At 60.0% G+C, this 14,392-nt stretch carries 18 protein-coding genes; 6 read left to right on the forward strand and 12 right to left on the reverse strand.

Annotated features, from left to right (window positions below):
- Window positions 1-24 precede the first annotated feature (24 nt).
- Complete coding sequence (locus AO268_RS02925; RefSeq protein WP_099167863.1) at window positions 25-1,023, forward strand: OmpA family protein; 999 nt, start codon at window positions 25-27, stop codon at window positions 1,021-1,023.
- 27 nt (window positions 1,024-1,050) lie between these two features.
- Entirely contained in the window at window positions 1,051-1,698 is a 648-nt protein-coding gene (pdxH, locus tag AO268_RS02930; protein WP_099167864.1) for a pyridoxamine 5'-phosphate oxidase, read from the forward strand.
- A 60-nt stretch (window positions 1,699-1,758) separates the two neighbouring features.
- Here pdxH and AO268_RS02935 read toward each other — a convergent pair whose 3' ends face one another.
- Window positions 1,759-2,004, reverse strand: a complete 246-nt coding sequence (locus tag AO268_RS02935) for a hypothetical protein (protein WP_076964790.1) — start codon at window positions 2,002-2,004, stop codon at window positions 1,759-1,761.
- Window positions 2,005-2,161: 157 nt separating this feature from the next.
- Here AO268_RS02935 and AO268_RS02940 point away from each other — a divergent pair, with 157 nt between their 5' ends.
- Window positions 2,162-2,626 (forward strand): glycine zipper 2TM domain-containing protein, encoded by a 465-nt coding sequence (locus AO268_RS02940; RefSeq protein ID WP_029297142.1) that lies wholly within the window; start codon window positions 2,162-2,164, stop codon window positions 2,624-2,626.
- Between the two features lie 61 nt (window positions 2,627-2,687).
- On the opposite strand, the gene AO268_RS33005 is transcribed toward AO268_RS02940, so the two are convergent.
- The 5 genes from AO268_RS33005 to nhaA form a co-directional block, all read right to left on the reverse strand.
- The gene (locus AO268_RS33005; RefSeq protein WP_076964791.1) at window positions 2,688-2,939 is read right to left on the reverse strand and encodes a pyocin S6 family toxin immunity protein; all 252 of its coding nucleotides are present in this window, start codon (window positions 2,937-2,939) and stop codon (window positions 2,688-2,690) included.
- Window positions 2,848-3,210 (reverse strand): DUF7683 domain-containing protein, encoded by a 363-nt coding sequence (locus AO268_RS33010; RefSeq protein ID WP_236361895.1) that lies wholly within the window; start codon window positions 3,208-3,210, stop codon window positions 2,848-2,850. The genes AO268_RS33005 and AO268_RS33010 overlap by 92 nt, the downstream gene beginning before the upstream one ends.
- A 187-nt stretch (window positions 3,211-3,397) precedes the next feature.
- Window positions 3,398-3,733, reverse strand: a complete 336-nt coding sequence (locus AO268_RS02955) for a hypothetical protein (protein WP_076964792.1) — start codon at window positions 3,731-3,733, stop codon at window positions 3,398-3,400.
- Window positions 3,730-4,947 carry an S-type pyocin domain-containing protein gene (locus AO268_RS02960; RefSeq protein WP_076964793.1) on the reverse strand — a complete coding sequence of 406 codons (1,218 nt, stop codon included), beginning with the start codon at window positions 4,945-4,947 and terminating at the stop codon, window positions 3,730-3,732. The genes AO268_RS02955 and AO268_RS02960 overlap by 4 nt, the downstream gene beginning before the upstream one ends.
- A 152-nt stretch (window positions 4,948-5,099) precedes the next feature.
- Window positions 5,100-6,287 carry a Na+/H+ antiporter NhaA gene (gene nhaA, locus AO268_RS02965; protein WP_076964794.1) on the reverse strand — a complete coding sequence of 396 codons (1,188 nt, stop codon included), beginning with the start codon at window positions 6,285-6,287 and terminating at the stop codon, window positions 5,100-5,102.
- Window positions 6,288-6,503: 216 nt separating this feature from the next.
- Between nhaA and AO268_RS02970 the strand changes: the two genes are divergently transcribed.
- The gene (locus AO268_RS02970) at window positions 6,504-7,598 is read left to right on the forward strand and encodes a PLP-dependent cysteine synthase family protein (protein WP_099167865.1); all 1,095 of its coding nucleotides are present in this window, start codon (window positions 6,504-6,506) and stop codon (window positions 7,596-7,598) included.
- 124 nt (window positions 7,599-7,722) lie between these two features.
- On the opposite strand, the gene AO268_RS02975 is transcribed toward AO268_RS02970, so the two are convergent.
- Both AO268_RS02975 and AO268_RS02980 read right to left on the reverse strand, forming a co-directional pair.
- On the reverse strand, window positions 7,723-9,336 hold the full coding sequence (locus AO268_RS02975; protein WP_099167866.1) for an NAD(P)/FAD-dependent oxidoreductase: 1,614 nt from the start codon (window positions 9,334-9,336) through the stop codon (window positions 7,723-7,725).
- 106 nt (window positions 9,337-9,442) lie between these two features.
- Window positions 9,443-10,114 (reverse strand): COG3650 family protein, encoded by a 672-nt coding sequence (locus AO268_RS02980; protein ID WP_076964797.1) that lies wholly within the window; start codon window positions 10,112-10,114, stop codon window positions 9,443-9,445.
- A 172-nt stretch (window positions 10,115-10,286) separates the two neighbouring features.
- Here AO268_RS02980 and AO268_RS02985 point away from each other — a divergent pair, with 172 nt between their 5' ends.
- On the forward strand, window positions 10,287-10,643 hold the full coding sequence (locus tag AO268_RS02985) for a hypothetical protein (protein ID WP_076964798.1): 357 nt from the start codon (window positions 10,287-10,289) through the stop codon (window positions 10,641-10,643).
- Here the strand turns inward: AO268_RS02985 and AO268_RS02990 are convergent, their stop codons facing one another.
- A complete protein-coding gene (locus AO268_RS02990; protein WP_076964799.1) occupies window positions 10,644-11,243 on the reverse strand; it encodes a short chain dehydrogenase in 600 nt (199 codons plus the stop codon).
- Between the two features lie 104 nt (window positions 11,244-11,347).
- On the opposite strand from AO268_RS02990, the gene AO268_RS02995 reads away from it, so the two are divergent.
- Complete coding sequence (locus AO268_RS02995; protein WP_076964800.1) at window positions 11,348-12,256, forward strand: LysR family transcriptional regulator; 909 nt, start codon at window positions 11,348-11,350, stop codon at window positions 12,254-12,256.
- Here the strand turns inward: AO268_RS02995 and AO268_RS03000 are convergent.
- From AO268_RS03000 to bufB, 3 genes are read right to left on the reverse strand one after another with little or no spacing between them, the layout of a single operon-like run.
- Window positions 12,253-12,738, reverse strand: a complete 486-nt coding sequence (locus AO268_RS03000; RefSeq protein ID WP_099167867.1) for a DoxX family protein — start codon at window positions 12,736-12,738, stop codon at window positions 12,253-12,255. The two genes, AO268_RS02995 and AO268_RS03000, sit on opposite strands and share 4 nt — an antisense overlap.
- Window positions 12,735-13,499: an HvfC/BufC N-terminal domain-containing protein gene (locus AO268_RS03005; protein ID WP_076964802.1), complete on the reverse strand. Its 765-nt coding sequence runs from the start codon at window positions 13,497-13,499 to the stop codon at window positions 12,735-12,737. The genes AO268_RS03000 and AO268_RS03005 overlap by 4 nt, the downstream gene beginning before the upstream one ends.
- The gene (gene bufB, locus AO268_RS03010; RefSeq protein ID WP_099167868.1) at window positions 13,496-14,377 is read right to left on the reverse strand and encodes an MNIO family bufferin maturase; all 882 of its coding nucleotides are present in this window, start codon (window positions 14,375-14,377) and stop codon (window positions 13,496-13,498) included. Before bufB ends, AO268_RS03005 begins: the two co-directional genes overlap by 4 nt.
- Window positions 14,378-14,392 lie beyond the last annotated feature (15 nt).

Raw genomic sequence — 14,392 nt, forward strand, 5'->3', positions numbered from 1 at the left:
TTTTTCTCATTTTGTGGATATCTCATGTTATCGAACAAGTCCTTGGCACTGGCGCTCTGCCTCACTCTTACTGGTTGTGCACAAACCCCACAAAATGATGCGTCTGGCGAGCATTGGTGGTCATTCTGGCCCGACAAGGCGGCGGCCAAGGACGTTACCGCCAAGGCCGATGCCAAGGCAACTGACGCCAAGGCCGACCTCAAGGCCGATCTGAAGGCGGCAACGCCTGCTCCCGCTGCGGCACCGGTCGTGGCCAAGGCTGAAAGCGACACCAAGTGGTGGTGGCCGTTTGAAAGCAAGCCAAAACCCCTGAGCAAAGTCGATGTGACCAACATCCCCATGCCAGACCCGAAAATCACCCAGGCCTGGCTGGACGACTACGAGCCGCGCCTGCGCGCCGCGATCAAGGACAGCAACCTGCAACTGGAGCGTCGCGACAACGTACTGGTGGTGATTGCCCCGGTCGACGGTTCGTACAACCCGAAGCGTCCGGCGATGCTGCTGCCCGTGACCCTGGGCCCGTTCACCCGTGTCGCCAAGGCTGTTGAAAAGGATCCGAAGACCGCCGTGCTGGTCCTGGGCCATATCGACACCGTGCAGAACCAGCCGCTGACCAAGGAGCGTGCCCAGTCCATTGCTTCGATCTTCAGCCTTAGCGGCCTGAAGCAGGACCGCCTGATGTTGCGTGGCATGGGTGACCTGATGCCCCGCGCCGCCAACGACAGCACCCAGGGCCGCGCCCTGAACCGTCGCATGGAAATCATGTTCACCCAGCGCACCACCATGCTGGCACTGCTGAGCAAGTACAACTCGCCAAATCCGCCGAAGCCTGAACTGGTCGCGGTACAGGACGTAGTTGCCCCCGCGCCGGTCGCCAAGAAAGCCGTTGCTGCCAAGAAAGCACCGGCCAAGAAGGCCGCTGCCAAGCCAGCCGCGAAAAAAGCTGCGGCCAAGCCGGCTGCAAAAAAGTCGGCTGCAACGCCTGCGAAAAAAGTAGCGGTGAACGACCAGGCGAAAAACTGAGCAGTTGAGCAAGAAGGATAAAACCCCATGACCCAGGCACTGGCTGATATGCGCCGTGACTACACACGGGACGGTTTGAGCGAGGCCCAGGCCCCGGATGAGCCGTTTGCCTTGTTCCACCAGTGGTTCAGCGATGCGGTCAAGACCGAGCAACCGCCGGTGGAGGCCAATGCCATGACCCTGGCGACCGTGGACCAGGAGGGCCGGCCTCACTGCCGTGTCCTGCTGCTCAAGGGGCTGGATGCGCAAGGTTTTACCTTCTTTACCAATTACCAGAGCGCCAAGGGCCAGCAACTGGCCGTACGCCCTTTTGCTGCCATGACCTTCTTCTGGCCGACCCTGGAGCGCCAGGTGCGCATTGAGGGGCGGGTGGTGAAGGTCACGCCCGCAGAGTCGGACGCCTATTATCAGGTACGCCCCCTGGGCAGCCGCATTGGTGCCTGGGCTTCCCCGCAAAGCCAGGTGATCCGTGATCGCCAGCAATTGCAGGACTTGCTCACGCTGACTGAACAGCGTTTCAGCGAAACCCAGCCGGATTGCCCGGAACACTGGGGAGGCTATCGCCTGCTGCCGGAACGCATCGAGTTCTGGCAGGGCCGGGCGAGCCGTTTGCATGACCGCTTGAACTATCGTCTGCAGGGGGCCGACTGGACCCGTGAGCGACTGGCACCCTGAGAGCTAAAACACCTGTAATCCCACCCTGGATCTTTATGGCCTTGAGTGTTGCCCAGGCCTCTACTTCGGGGTTTCTGGCGTGTATTGCCGTGCTGCATCCTGCAGCCACTGTGGCAAATCCTTACGCTTGACCTGCTCTGCCTTGGCGCGTTCCAACTGTTGCAGCATAAAGTTGCGCTTGCGCTGGTCGTCTCCCGCCAGGGACAGCGCCAGGTCGCGGTCTACCCAGCGCTTGATCCGCCGGTACAGCCACCAGTGGAAATACAGGCCGGCTGCAGTGGTCGCTACAATGATGAAGTAGTCCATGAAATTCCTTGTCTGGGTGCAGGTGCTACCGTTTGTCGGTTTTTGCGGTACAGCCTGTCTGTACTGGGGCTGAATGAAAGCAATTTTCTGCGGGCCTTGCCGTGACAGGCGTCAAGCAGCGGAGTCTAATAAAGTGATGTCCTTTGGAGTTGATGCTATGCGTAAGTCTGTTCTGCTGGTTGCCTGCTTTACCACGATGTCGTTGCTGCTGGGTGGCTGTGCCTCCAGCCTGACCGGCGACTCGTACTCCCGTGACGAAGCGCGTCGTGTGCAGAGCGTTCGCATGGGCACCATCGAATCCCTGCGTCCGGTCAAGATCGAAGGCACCAAGACCCCAATCGGCGGCGCAGCAGGCGCAGTCATCGGTGGTGTTGGCGGTAGCGCCATCGGTGGCGGTCGCGGCAGCATTGTAACCGCCGTCATCGGCGCCGTGGCCGGTGGCCTGCTGGGCTCGGCCACCGAAGAAGGCCTGACCCGCACCCAGGGTGTGGAAATCACCGTGCGCGAAGACGACGGCAGCATGCGCGCCTACGTCCAGGCGGTGCAGGAAAACGAGATTTTCCGCATTGGTGACCGGGTTCGCATCATGACCGTTGATGGGACCAGCCGCGTTACCCGTTAAGGGGGCCGGCGGCAAAAGCAAAACCCCGACCGGGTGACTGGGCGGGGTTTTTTATTAGCGTTCATGGCCGGGTTCGTAGGCCGATGAAGTACTCCAAGTCGTTTCTCAAGTTAATGTTCAGCAGCGTGGATAGCTGGGCGACTTGGCTTTTTGTTAGTTCCAACTCTCCGGGTTGCAACTCCTCAAGGGGTTTTGATTCGGTGAGTTGAGCGACGTCTTGGTTAAGCTGATCCCCTTCTATGTCGAATTGGTGCTGCAACGAACCATCTTGCTTCTGGTCCGGGTAAAAACCGGTAATTGATAGATAAAACATAATGTTTGTTAAGACCCTTTTCAGCTTCTGGTTCTCTAGTCAGATATTGCAGGTGAGTTGGAAAAAATGAACAGGGGGTCCCTATTGTTCTGCCTGCCAAAGATTCGATAGCTGCCAGTTGGGTGGGCGTAAGGTTGTAACCCTCCCAGCCATACTGCTCGTCGGACCATTGCATTATGGTTTTCAACTTGTCCTCACACCCATGAGGTAGCACGACTACAAACGCCTGGAGGTCAGTAATCTTATCGAAGGCTTCAATCAGATATCTCATGGTGCGAATCTTTTTCTTCTTTTGGATTTTCGTGGAGATGGATTTGATTATTAACGGTTCAAATCCACCTCCAGGCTTACTACCGATGCATGTGGTGATAAACGATGGACTCCATCTTGTTACTCGTTAATGGGACGCCGGTGAGGGGACGTCTCTCAGATTGAGTAACTGGTGGGGGGGGGGGCGCTCAGGTGAACATTTCGATGTCATCTTGCGCGCTACTGATTACACCGCTCAGTGATGGGTGTTTTTGCACAGCATATTGCATTGCAGTAGATACCTTAGCTGTGTCCAGTGCTCTGAATCGACGCGCGATATGACCTATAGCGACTATGGCTGCTGAAGCAATCGTTTGGTTGTCATGACTCATATGCCTTAAACAGATCTCTTGAGCCCAGACGCCATTTTTTTCATTAAGCCCTATAGAAATCAGTGCAGTTGCTACCTTACATTCGTCTCCAGCGGCAAGACTGTTTACTACTTCCTCATGACTCATATCCGGGTCGTGATAGTGCATGTTCATTTTTTTGCTCCGAGAATTTTTCCTTTGCGGTTGGTTTTACCTGCTTTTATCAGCGCGTTTTTCATGTCTTGATGAAGCTCTTCCCAGGACCTCACATGACCGTGATAAAGCTCATCTGCGGTGCGATCTATGACCACAAACTCCTTCGTTTGTGGGTCGATGCCTACTCTGCGCGGTTCTGTAGGTTTCACTTGTATAGAGTCGTTTAGTGCAGCTAAACCGTTGGTTGGTCTTTTGCTTTTAACGGAGTTGCCTTTTTTTCCGTGGTACGGCGCATCTTCGTACTTCCAGCTCACCACGATATAGAGCGGTTTTACCCCTGACTCACTGGGGAACACCAGAATAAAATCCTTGTACTCCGGCGGATAAATCGGGTCGACGATGATATTGGCGGCTGTTTCCGTCGGCGGATACACCCATAGGTGAGGCGTGGCTGGCGCAGCTTCCAGTGCGGGTATGCCAAGGGTATCTGTAGGGTCAACCGCAGGTGTCCAGATCAGTTCGACGCCGTCGCCCAAATCCGCTACGTGTTGCGTGCCCTGTGGTTGAAACTGTACGACATCGACCATTTCCCAATCACGATTCTTTCCCGTGTAGAAGGCATAGCCCTTCAGGCTACCGTCGGCCTGTTGTTCGATATTCAGGCGTACGCGGGTGCGGGCACGGGGCAGGGTGCGCAATTGTTCATCGCTATAGAGCGCGCTGTCGCCCAGTGTCGAGGGCCAGAGTAGGGCGACCAGGCCCAGCATGAGACCTGTTGCAACAGTCCCGGTGGCTGCAGCCGCGCCGGTAATGGTCGAGCCCCCCAGTGCCAGCGAGCCAAGCCCGGCAGGCAATGCACTGGCGCTGATCTTCTTGAGAGGAAGTCGGCCTGTTGCATCTGTTTCACGGCCGCCCAGCACTGCATGTTCGCCATAGTCTGCGAGGCGATCCAGGGGAATGTAACCAGACGGGGTGTTATAGCTGATGATGGCGTCCGGCAAGTGGCAGGACTTGGCGAAAACGCACCCGACGACAGGGGCCGGCGTTGGTTCTGGCGCTGGCTGAAGCTTTGCTTCATACGCCTGCTGGCGTGCGAGCATTGCGTTGTAGGGTTGCTGGCGAGTCTCGCGGGCTGCCAGTTCGCGGTCGCTCATAGGTTCCAGGCGGCGATAGCCACCGGTACCGGTTCCATAGGAACGCCAGACCTGGGGTCTGTCCTTGTTGTTGGCCATCATGCCCTCCTGGCCGTGACATCCGTTCTTGAAGACGGGTGTGCGACCTTATGGGAGGTGCAGGAGAAAGAATGTAGGAAGGTGCTGTGAGCGAGGGGAGAAGAGGCTGAAAGAATGGGTGAGGGCAGGATAAGCCTGCCCTCACGGATGCGTTACGCGTTGACCGTCACCTGCTTACGACTGGCCATCGCCGTCACTGCATAACCAATCAATGCCGCGAGGATCGAGCCGGTGAGAATGCCCATCCGGTCCATCCCGGCGTATTCGCTACTGCCCGGTACGAACGCCAGCGAGCCGACAAACAGGCTCATGGTGAAGCCGATGCCGCACAGGATGGCCACGCCCATGACCTGGCCCCAATTGGCGCCGGTCGGTAGGGCCGCGAGGCCGGTTTTAACCGCAAGCCAGGTCAGGCCAAACACGCCGACCGTCTTGCCCACCAGCAGGCCTGCGGCGATACCCATTGGCACATGGTGGGTGAAGCTCTCCAGGTTGACCCCGGCCAGGGACACGCCGGCGTTGGCAAAGGCGAACAGCGGCAGGATGCCGTAGGCCACCCACGGGTGCAGGGCGTGTTCCAGGCCCAGCAGGGGCGAGGGTTCGGCATTTTTGGTGCGCAGCGGAATGCAGAACGCCAGGGTCACGCCGGCCAGGGTGGCGTGAACACCACTTTTGAGTACGCAGACCCACAGGATCAGGCCAATGATCAGATACGGCCCAAGCTTCACCACCCCCAGGCGGTTCATGGCTATCAGCGCGACAAGGCAGGCGCCGGCACCGGCCAGCGACGCGGTGGACAGTTCGCTGGAGTAGAAGATCGCGATGACGATGATGGCGCCCAGGTCATCGATGATTGCCAGGGTCATCAGGAACAGCTTCAGCGACACCGGTACGCGTTTGCCCAGCAACGCCAGTACGCCCAGGGCAAAGGCGATATCGGTGGCCATCGGGATGGCCCAGCCGCCCAGCGCTGCCGGGTTATCCTTGTTCAGCGCCCAGTAGATCAGCGCCGGCACCACCATGCCGCCAATGGCTGCGGCGCCTGGCAGCACGACCTGGGAAGGCTTGGACAAGTGGCCGTCGAGCAACTCGCGCTTGACCTCCAGGCCGATCAGCAGGAAAAACAGGGCCATCAGGCCGTCGTTGATCCACAGCAGCGACGGCTTGGCGATTTGCAGGGCGCCGATTTGTACGGCCACGGGCACGTCAAGAAAGCTGTTGTAGAGATAGGACAGCGGCGAGTTGTTGATGATCAGGGCCAAGGCGGCTGCAGCGATCAGTAACAGACCGCTGGCCGCTTCGAGCTGGAAGAAACGGGTAAACGTGCTACGCAGAGGCAAGGGATGCTCTCCAATCAAAGTTCAATAGGGGCGTACCCTAACCCGTACTGTTAGTTGTTAAAACAAAAGTTATATTCTTTTTTGTTATATAAAAGGGTCGTGATAGGGATTGAGCCAAAGCCTGGCAATTGTGTATCGAATTGAGTCATGACTGTATCTGTGTGCAGTGTAGGAAACACCCTAAAATCAAGCCTGAAAATTTAATGGAACTTGAGCATGAGCGACCATCGTCCGTGGGCCCGAGAGGCCATCCGCATTATTGAGGCGGACTTCCAGCGCAGCGCCGACACCCACCTGATCCCGCTGCCATTGTCGGGCTTGCCGGGGATCGAGTTGTATTTCAAGGATGAGTCGAGCCACCCCACAGGTAGCCTGAAGCACCGACTGGCGCGCTCGCTGTTCCTGTATGCGCTGTGCAACGGTTGGCTCAAGCCCGGAGCGCCAGTGATCGAAGCTTCCAGCGGTTCGACGGCGATCTCCGAGGCGTACTTTGCGCGCCTGCTGGGCCTGCCGTTCATTGCGGTGATGCCGGCCACCACGTCCCAGGAAAAAATTGCGCAGATCGCTTTTTACGGCGGCAAGAGCCACCTGGTGCAAGATCCCACGCAGATCTACGCCGAGTCCGAGCGCCTGGCGCAGGAAAGCGGCGGCCACTTCATGGACCAGTTCACCTATGCCGAACGGGCCACCGACTGGCGGGCGAACAACAATATTGCCGAGTCGATCTTCCAGCAGTTGCGCTTCGAGCGGCATCCCGAGCCGAGCTGGCTGATTTCCAGCCCGGGCACCGGCGGGACCACGGCGACCCTGGGGCGTTATGTGCGCTATCGCCAGCATTGCACCCGGGTGTTGTGTGCCGACGCTGAGCGTTCGGTGTTCTTCGAGTATTACCAGAGCGGTGATGCCAGCTTGCGCCTGGACTGTGGTTCACGTATCGAAGGCATCGGCCGGCCACGGGTGGAGGCGTCGTTCCTGCCCAAGGTGATTGATGCGATGGTCAAGGTGCCGGATGCCTTGTCGCTGGCGGCCATGCATTACCTGGCGCAGCGCTTGGGACGGCGGGTCGGGGGTTCCAGCGGCACCAACCTGATTGGCGCGCTGATCGCTGCGCAGCAGATGCAGGCGGCAGGAGAGTCGGGGTCTATCGTGGCGATTCTGTGTGATGGGGGCGAGCGTTATGCCACGACCTACTACGACGATGCGTGGCTGGTCGGGCAGGGGTATGCGCTGGAAGAGTTGATTGACGCGGTAGCTGCCACTGTCGAGCGGGGCGAGCCGTTGCCGGACAGCGTCCTGCGCGCCAATATCTAAACCGTCTGGCACATGATGATCACTGTGGGAGCCGGGCTTGCCCGCGATGGCGGTCTGTCAGTCAACATCAGCGTTAACTGATCGATCGCCATCGCGGGCAAGCCCACACAGTGGGGGCGTTTGCTCAGGCTTCGATGCCGAGGATATTGCGCGCCACGGCTTCGGCAATCCGAATCCCGTCAACGCCTGCCGACAGGATCCCACCGGCATAACCTGCACCTTCGCCGGCCGGGAACAGGCCTTTGACATTCAAGCTCTGCATCGACGCATCGCGAGTGATCCGCAGCGGCGACGAGGTGCGGGTCTCGATCCCGGTCAGGACCGCGTCATGCAGCGAGTAACCCTTGATCTGTTTCTCAAAGGCCGGTAATGCTTCGCGGATGGCCTCGATGGCGAAGTCTGGCAAGGCCAGGGCCAAGTCGCCCAGGGCTACGCCCGGCTTGTAGGAAGGTTCCACGCTGCCGATAGCGGTGGACGGCTTGCCGGCGATGAAATCCCCCACCAGTTGCGCCGGCGCTTCGTAGTTGCTGCCGCCGAGGATGAACGCGTGGGATTCCAGGCGCTCCTGCAACTCGATCCCGGCCAGCGGGCCGCCCGGGTAGTCCACTTCCGGGGTGATGCCGACCACGATCCCGGAGTTGGCGTTGCGTTCGTTACGCGAGTACTGGCTCATGCCATTGGTCACGACCCGGTTCGGCTCGGAAGTGGCCGCCACCACCGTGCCGCCCGGGCACATGCAGAAGCTGTACACCGAACGGCCGTTCTTGGCATGGTGCACCAGCTTGTAGTCGGCCGCGCCCAGCTTCGGGTGCCCGGCATATTTGCCCAGGCGTGCAGCGTCGATCAGCGACTGCGGGTGCTCGATACGAAAACCCACCGAAAACGGCTTGGCCTCCATGTACACGCCACGGCCGTGGAGCATGCGGAAGGTGTCGCGGGCGCTGTGGCCGAGGGCGAGGATCACGTGCCTGGAGAGGATCTGCTCGCCGCCATCGACCACCACGCCATTTAACTGGCCATCGTCGATCAACACATCGGTGACCCGTTGTTCAAAACGCACCTCACCGCCGAGGGCGATGATCTGCTGGCGCATGTTTTCCACCACGCCGGTCAGGCGGAAGGTGCCGATATGCGGTTTGCTGACGTAGAGGATTTCGTCTGGCGCGCCGGCCTTGACGAACTCGTGCAGGACCTTGCGCCCGTGGAACTTCGGGTCCTTGATCTGGCTGTAGAGCTTGCCGTCGGAAAAGGTCCCGGCGCCGCCCTCGCCGAACTGCACGTTGGACTCGGGGTTGAGTACGCTTTTGCGCCACAGGCCCCAGGTGTCCTTGGTGCGCTGGCGCACTTCGCGGCCGCGCTCGAGGATGATCGGCTTGAAGCCCATCTGTGCCAGCAGCAACCCGGCAAAGATCCCGCAAGGGCCGAAGCCGACCACAATCGGCCGCTCGCTCAGGTCTGCCGGCGCCTGGCCGACGACCTTGTAGCTGACATCGGGCGCGGCATTGATATTGCGGTCGTCAGCGAACTTGAGCAGCAGGGCGGCTTCACCCTTGACCTCAAGGTCGACGGTGTAGATGAAGCACAGCTCCGACGACTTCTTGCGTGCATCGTAGCTGCGTTTGAACAGGGTGAAATCGAGCAGATCATCACTGGCGATGCCCAGGCGCTGCACGATGGCAGGCCGCAGGTCTTCTTCGGGATGGTCGATGGGCAGCTTGAGTTCGGTGATTCGTAGCATGACAGGATCCGATATGCGGCGTTTGGTAGGGCCGGCGGTTTTGCAAACCGGCGATTATAAGCCCCAACGGCGCTTTCCCGTCATGCTAAAACAGCGCAGGGCCGAATCAGTCGTCTCGCGAGCCGCCAAACGCTGCACAGCCACGTTGCACCTGACCGTTGATCCGAAGTTCGGCGCTCATATGCTGCAGGCTGCCGCTGACGCTGTCGATACAGCGCTGGGGCGCGACCCACAGCTCGATCTGCTGGCCGTTGGCTTCGGTGGTGAGGTTGAAGCGGCCATCACCCAGTTGCTCTTCCACATACGGCACCGGCAACGGTGGCTGGCCCTCGCGTTGCAGGACCATGCCCTTGTTGGTGACATTCAGGGCCCACGCCGGCTTATGGCCGTTGGCGCGCAGGATCATTCGTTTGAAGTCCGGGTCGTCACAGGCCGAGGCCGAGCGTTCGACGCGGTACAACTGCTGCAGCTCCACCTGGCCCTGGGTGCCGCTGGCCACCCCGGAGAACTTGCCGCGCAGGTCGGCGAACAGGGCCCCTTGCTGGCCGGCCAGGGACGCCGCTTCCTGGAGGATGCTGGTACCGCCGCTATCGTTGACCACGTAGTTGCGCTGGTCATGGCAGGGCTGGAACAGCAATTTGCCACCGACGGCAGTCAGCTCGCCCTGCATGCGAGTCAAGCTCGCGGTGGAAGGCTTGGCCGGGTCGCTTTCAAACACCTGGCAGGCGGCGAACAAGGGCAGCAGGGCAAACAGAGCTAGGATACGGGCGGCAGGCATTATCGGGTCTCCTGATAAGTGTCGCCACGTTACGCAGGCTGGCGCTGCATCACAAGCCGGTGATGGGGGGCGAATAGGTTTCAGCATTTTAATAAAGCCTGGAATGACGCTTTTTCTCCTGGATGTTGTGCCAGCCTTGTGCAACTTTTAAGTTTTGCAACGGAGCCAATCCATGACCATTCGATGGAGCCTGTTCGCCCTGGCCTGGCTGGCGCCTTTGGCCTGGGCCGAGGCACCGGCCAAGCTGTTCTACACCTCACAGACCGATTTCACCGAGATGACCTTGACCCTGAAAAGAGCCGACGCCCTCCAACCCGAGTTTATCGAGGTCGATGTGACGCTGACGCCGCAGGCCAGGGAGCGCACGAAAGCGCTGACCCAGGCGGCCATGCATAAACAGATGACGCTGTACCTCAATGGCCGGCAGCTCAATACGGCGACGGTCCATGGTGTGCTCAGCGGCCCGGGCCTGAGGTTCTCCATTCCCCGCGATCAGTTGCTGGAGATGATGCCGTCGTTGCTCAAGTGATCAGCCTACGATGTAAGTCTGCCCAGTCTGTAAGCCTTCCACGCTCTTGGCGTAGGCCAGTGCCACATCCGCCGCAGGCACCGGCTTGAAGCCGCGGAAATAAGGGGCATAGCTGCCCATGGCCTCCACCAGCACGTTGGGGCTGACCGAGTTGATCCGCAGGCCCCGTGGCAGTTCGATCGCAGCGGCTTTGACGAAAGCATCCAGGGCGCCATTGACCAGCGCGGCCGAGGCCCCGGTGCGGATCGGGTCGCGGTTGAGAATGCCGCTGGTGAAGGTGAACGACGCACCATCGTTGGCAAACTCGCGGCCGATCAGCAACAGGTTGACCTGGCCCATCAGTTTGTCCTGCAACCCGAGGTCGAAGTGGCTGGCGTCCATTTCGCCCAGGGGCACAAAGTTGACGCTACCGGCGGCGCACACCAGGGCATCGAAGGTGCCGGTTTGTGCAAACAACTGGCGGATCGAAGCGCTGTCGCTGATATCGACCTGCAAGTCGCCGCTCTTGCGGCCAATGCTGATCACCTCATGGCGCTGGGCCAGCTCGGCCTTGACCGCCGAGCCCACAGTACCGCTGGCGCCTATCAACAGGATTTTCATGTGTCGTTCCTCCAAAGGTTCAAGTGAGCCTTGAGTCTAGAGTGGTTTTTTCTGTGGATAAGCGCACTAATAGGCAACCTTTGGTTTTCAAATGGAAACAATCCATGAGCGAGATGGAGGATCTGGCGGCGTTTGCGGTGTTGATCGAAGCCGGCAGCTTTACCCTGGCGGCCCAGCAACTGGGGTGCAGCAAGGGCCAGTTGTCCAAGCGCATTAGCCAATTGGAGGCGCAGTATTCGGTGGTGTTGCTGCATCGCACCACCCGCCGGCTCAGCTTGACGGCGGCCGGGGCGGCGTTGTTGCCCCAGGCCCAGGGGCTGGTGATCCAGGTCGAGCGCGCCCGACAGGCATTGGCACGGCTCAAGGACGATTTGGCCGGGCCTGTGCGTATGACGGTTCCGGTGTCCTTGGGCGAAACGTTTTTCGACGGTCTGTTGCTGGACTTTTCCAGGCAGTATCCGCAGGTGCAGATCGAGTTGGACCTCAACAACCGCTATCGCGACCTGGCCCGGGACGGTTTTGACCTGGCGGTGCGCTCAGAGGTCGCCAACGATGAGCGCCTGGTCGCCAAGCCCCTATTGGCCTGGCATGAAATGACCTGCGCCAGCCCGGCCTACCTGGAGCAATACGGTGAACCGCTGGCGCCCGCTGATCTGGTTGGCCACCGCTGCTTGCTCAACAGCCACTACAGCGGGCGCGAGGAGTGGCTGTATCACCAGCAGCATGAGTTACTGCGGGTGCGGGTGGGTGGCACCTTTGCCTCCAACCACTACAACCTGCTGAAAAAGGCTGCGCTGGTCGGCGCCGGTATTGCACGGCTGCCGTCTTATCTGTTGCAGATGGAATTGGCTGACGGCCGGCTGCGTTGGCTCCTGCGCGATTATCAGACCCGCAGCATGCCGATGTACCTGGTCCACCCCTATCAGGGCGGGCTGCCACGCCGTACCCAAGTGTTGGCCGATTACCTGGTGGGCTGGTTCAAGCGCAACGGCGAGGCATTGGATCGGCTTTAGTGCCAGCGCCGGGCAATCCACTGATCAATCGATACCCGTCCCGGGCCCTTGGCCATCAACACCAGCAGCAGCGCGATCCAGGTGCCGTGGGTCGGGTAGGCATCCGGGTAGACAAACACCTGGATCACCAGGGTCATGCCCAGCAGCGCCAGGGCTGAAAAACGCGTGGCCAGCCCCAGCAGGATCAGGACCGGAAAAAAGTGCTCGGCGAACGCGGACAGGTACGCGGCCACGTCTGCCGGCAAAAACGGAACCTGATATTCGCTTTGAAACAGCGGTATGGTGGAGCTTGCCAGGTGCGGCATGCCCAGTTCAAAGGTGCCGTCTACCAGGTCAATGGCCAATCCCTCGACCTTGGTCTGGCCGGACTTCCAGAACACCGCGGCAATGGAAAAACGTGCGACAAGGGCTATCAGGCTGTAGGGGATTTTTTCAAAGAGTTGAGTGAAGCGTGCAATCAGGCACGGGGTGGCAGTCTTCATGGTTGTACCTTGAGATGGGTGATGGCGCGGTGATTGATCAGCAGCCCCAGGCATTGGTGCAGGTCGAATTCGCTGGACGCATCCAGGGCATACGCCACCGCTATTTCCAGTGGCCAATCGTTGTGCAGGCTGTTGATAAACGTCACGCAGCCGCTGTCGATGCAGAACACTTCGACCTCCAGGTCGTTGCGCAAGATCAGCGCACTTTGCCCATGCCAGGGGTCGAGGCTGGCGACGGCGTCGCTGGTTTGGTGCGCGGCCCATAGCGCCACCACGGCATAGTTCGATTGCAGGGTGGCAACGGATGGATGCAATTGCAGGCGCACGTTGCTCAGGCTAGGCAGTTGCTGCAGGTGGCTGATGACGGCCTGTGGGTCGGCGACGGGGGTGTCGGCGGCGTGATAGGCGTTGATTCGCAAGCGCTCCAGCCGAGCGATGTCGGCCAGGTACGGCACACTGGCTGCTGGGGCGAACCCCTGGATAAAGTCGGCCAAGTCATTGCCGTACTCGTTGAGCACAGGGCTGGTGGGCGGATACGCCTGGACATACAGCCCGGCCATGGCGCGGAAAAAGCCATCGCCCACCAGTTGCAGAGTCACCGGGTAACTGTCGGCCAGAGCGTTGATCAATGTGCTGTGGACGTTGTTGCGATACACCGCAAAACGACTGGCGGGATCGGCGCCATTGCGGCTGAACAAACCCTCCGGGCATGGCTGGTCTGGCGCCAGCAGGGCCTGGGCAAACTCTCCAAGCACGTTCATGGGCGTACCGCCGCCGCCAGCAGGTGCTGCTCGGCTTGCCGGGCTTCGGCGTGCAATACGCTGAAGGCTGGCACATTGTTGTCGCGTTCGATCAGCGTCGCGACCGGGCCGGTGCGTTGCAAGGCTTGCTGATACAACTGCCACACGGCGTTGTCGATGGGCGCGCCGTGGTCATCGATCAGCAGGCGATCACCGAGGTTGTCGGCGTCTTCGGCAAAGCCTGCCAGATGAATCTCGCCCACGGCGTATAAAGGCAGCGCGTCGAGGTAGGCCAGCGGCTCCTGCTGATGATTGATGCAGGACACATACACATTGTTCACGTCCAGCAGCAAGCCGCAGCCAGTGCGGTGGATGACTTCGCTGATGAAGTCGGTTTCGTCCAGGGTGGAGCGCTGGAACTGCAGGTAGGTCGACGGGTTCTCCAGCAACATGCGCCGCTTGAGGGTGGTTTGCACCTGGTCAATGTGTTCGCACACCCGCTTGAGGGCCGCGTCGTCATAGGCCAGGGGGAGCAGGTCGTTGAGAAACACCGGGCCGTGGCTGGACCAGGCCAGGTGTTCGGAAAAGGAGTGGGGTTGATAGCGTTCGACCAGTGCCGCCAGGCGCGCCAAGTGGGCCTGGTTCAGCGGGCCTTCGCCGCCGATGGACAGGCCGACGCCGTGCAGCGACAGCGGGTACTGCTCGCGGATCAACCCCAGGTAGTGATGAAAAGGCCCGCCGGCCACCATGTAGTTTTCGGCGTGGACTTCAAAAAAACCAACATCGGGCAGGGTGGCGAGCACGTCGTGAAAATGCTCGCTCTTGAGCCCCAGCCCGGACCGGCGGGGAAGGCCGGATGCCTGAGCCTGGGCGACATCAGGCAAGGATGAAAGCGTCATCGTCAGTACTCAGGC

Origin of the sequence: Pseudomonas sp. ICMP 8385 (assembly GCF_002699915.1) — a bacterium.
In the GTDB taxonomy this organism is placed as follows: domain Bacteria; phylum Pseudomonadota; class Gammaproteobacteria; order Pseudomonadales; family Pseudomonadaceae; genus Aquipseudomonas; species Aquipseudomonas gessardii.

What these genes read in the sequence shown, in the direction of transcription:
- AO268_RS02925 (WP_099167863.1), top strand. Translation starts at nt 25, where the DNA reads ATGTTATCGAACAAGTCCTTGGCACTGGCGCTCTGCCTCACTCTTACT.
- pdxH (WP_099167864.1), top strand. Translation starts at nt 1,051, where the DNA reads ATGACCCAGGCACTGGCTGATATGCGCCGTGACTACACACGGGACGGT.
- AO268_RS02935 (WP_076964790.1), bottom strand. Translation starts at nt 2,004, where the DNA reads ATGGACTACTTCATCATTGTAGCGACCACTGCAGCCGGCCTGTATTTC.
- AO268_RS02940 (WP_029297142.1), top strand. Translation starts at nt 2,162, where the DNA reads ATGCGTAAGTCTGTTCTGCTGGTTGCCTGCTTTACCACGATGTCGTTG.
- AO268_RS33005 (WP_076964791.1), bottom strand. Translation starts at nt 2,939, where the DNA reads ATGTTTTATCTATCAATTACCGGTTTTTACCCGGACCAGAAGCAAGAT.
- AO268_RS33010 (WP_236361895.1), bottom strand. Translation starts at nt 3,210, where the DNA reads ATGAGATATCTGATTGAAGCCTTCGATAAGATTACTGACCTCCAGGCG.
- AO268_RS02955 (WP_076964792.1), bottom strand. Translation starts at nt 3,733, where the DNA reads ATGAACATGCACTATCACGACCCGGATATGAGTCATGAGGAAGTAGTA.
- AO268_RS02960 (WP_076964793.1), bottom strand. Translation starts at nt 4,947, where the DNA reads ATGGCCAACAACAAGGACAGACCCCAGGTCTGGCGTTCCTATGGAACC.
- AO268_RS02970 (WP_099167865.1), top strand. Translation starts at nt 6,504, where the DNA reads ATGAGCGACCATCGTCCGTGGGCCCGAGAGGCCATCCGCATTATTGAG.
- AO268_RS02975 (WP_099167866.1), bottom strand. Translation starts at nt 9,336, where the DNA reads ATGCTACGAATCACCGAACTCAAGCTGCCCATCGACCATCCCGAAGAA.
- AO268_RS02980 (WP_076964797.1), bottom strand. Translation starts at nt 10,114, where the DNA reads ATGCCTGCCGCCCGTATCCTAGCTCTGTTTGCCCTGCTGCCCTTGTTC.
- AO268_RS02985 (WP_076964798.1), top strand. Translation starts at nt 10,287, where the DNA reads ATGACCATTCGATGGAGCCTGTTCGCCCTGGCCTGGCTGGCGCCTTTG.
- AO268_RS02990 (WP_076964799.1), bottom strand. Translation starts at nt 11,243, where the DNA reads ATGAAAATCCTGTTGATAGGCGCCAGCGGTACTGTGGGCTCGGCGGTC.
- AO268_RS02995 (WP_076964800.1), top strand. Translation starts at nt 11,348, where the DNA reads ATGAGCGAGATGGAGGATCTGGCGGCGTTTGCGGTGTTGATCGAAGCC.
- AO268_RS03000 (WP_099167867.1), bottom strand. Translation starts at nt 12,738, where the DNA reads ATGAAGACTGCCACCCCGTGCCTGATTGCACGCTTCACTCAACTCTTT.
- AO268_RS03005 (WP_076964802.1), bottom strand. Translation starts at nt 13,499, where the DNA reads ATGAACGTGCTTGGAGAGTTTGCCCAGGCCCTGCTGGCGCCAGACCAG.
- bufB (WP_099167868.1), bottom strand. Translation starts at nt 14,377, where the DNA reads ATGACGCTTTCATCCTTGCCTGATGTCGCCCAGGCTCAGGCATCCGGC.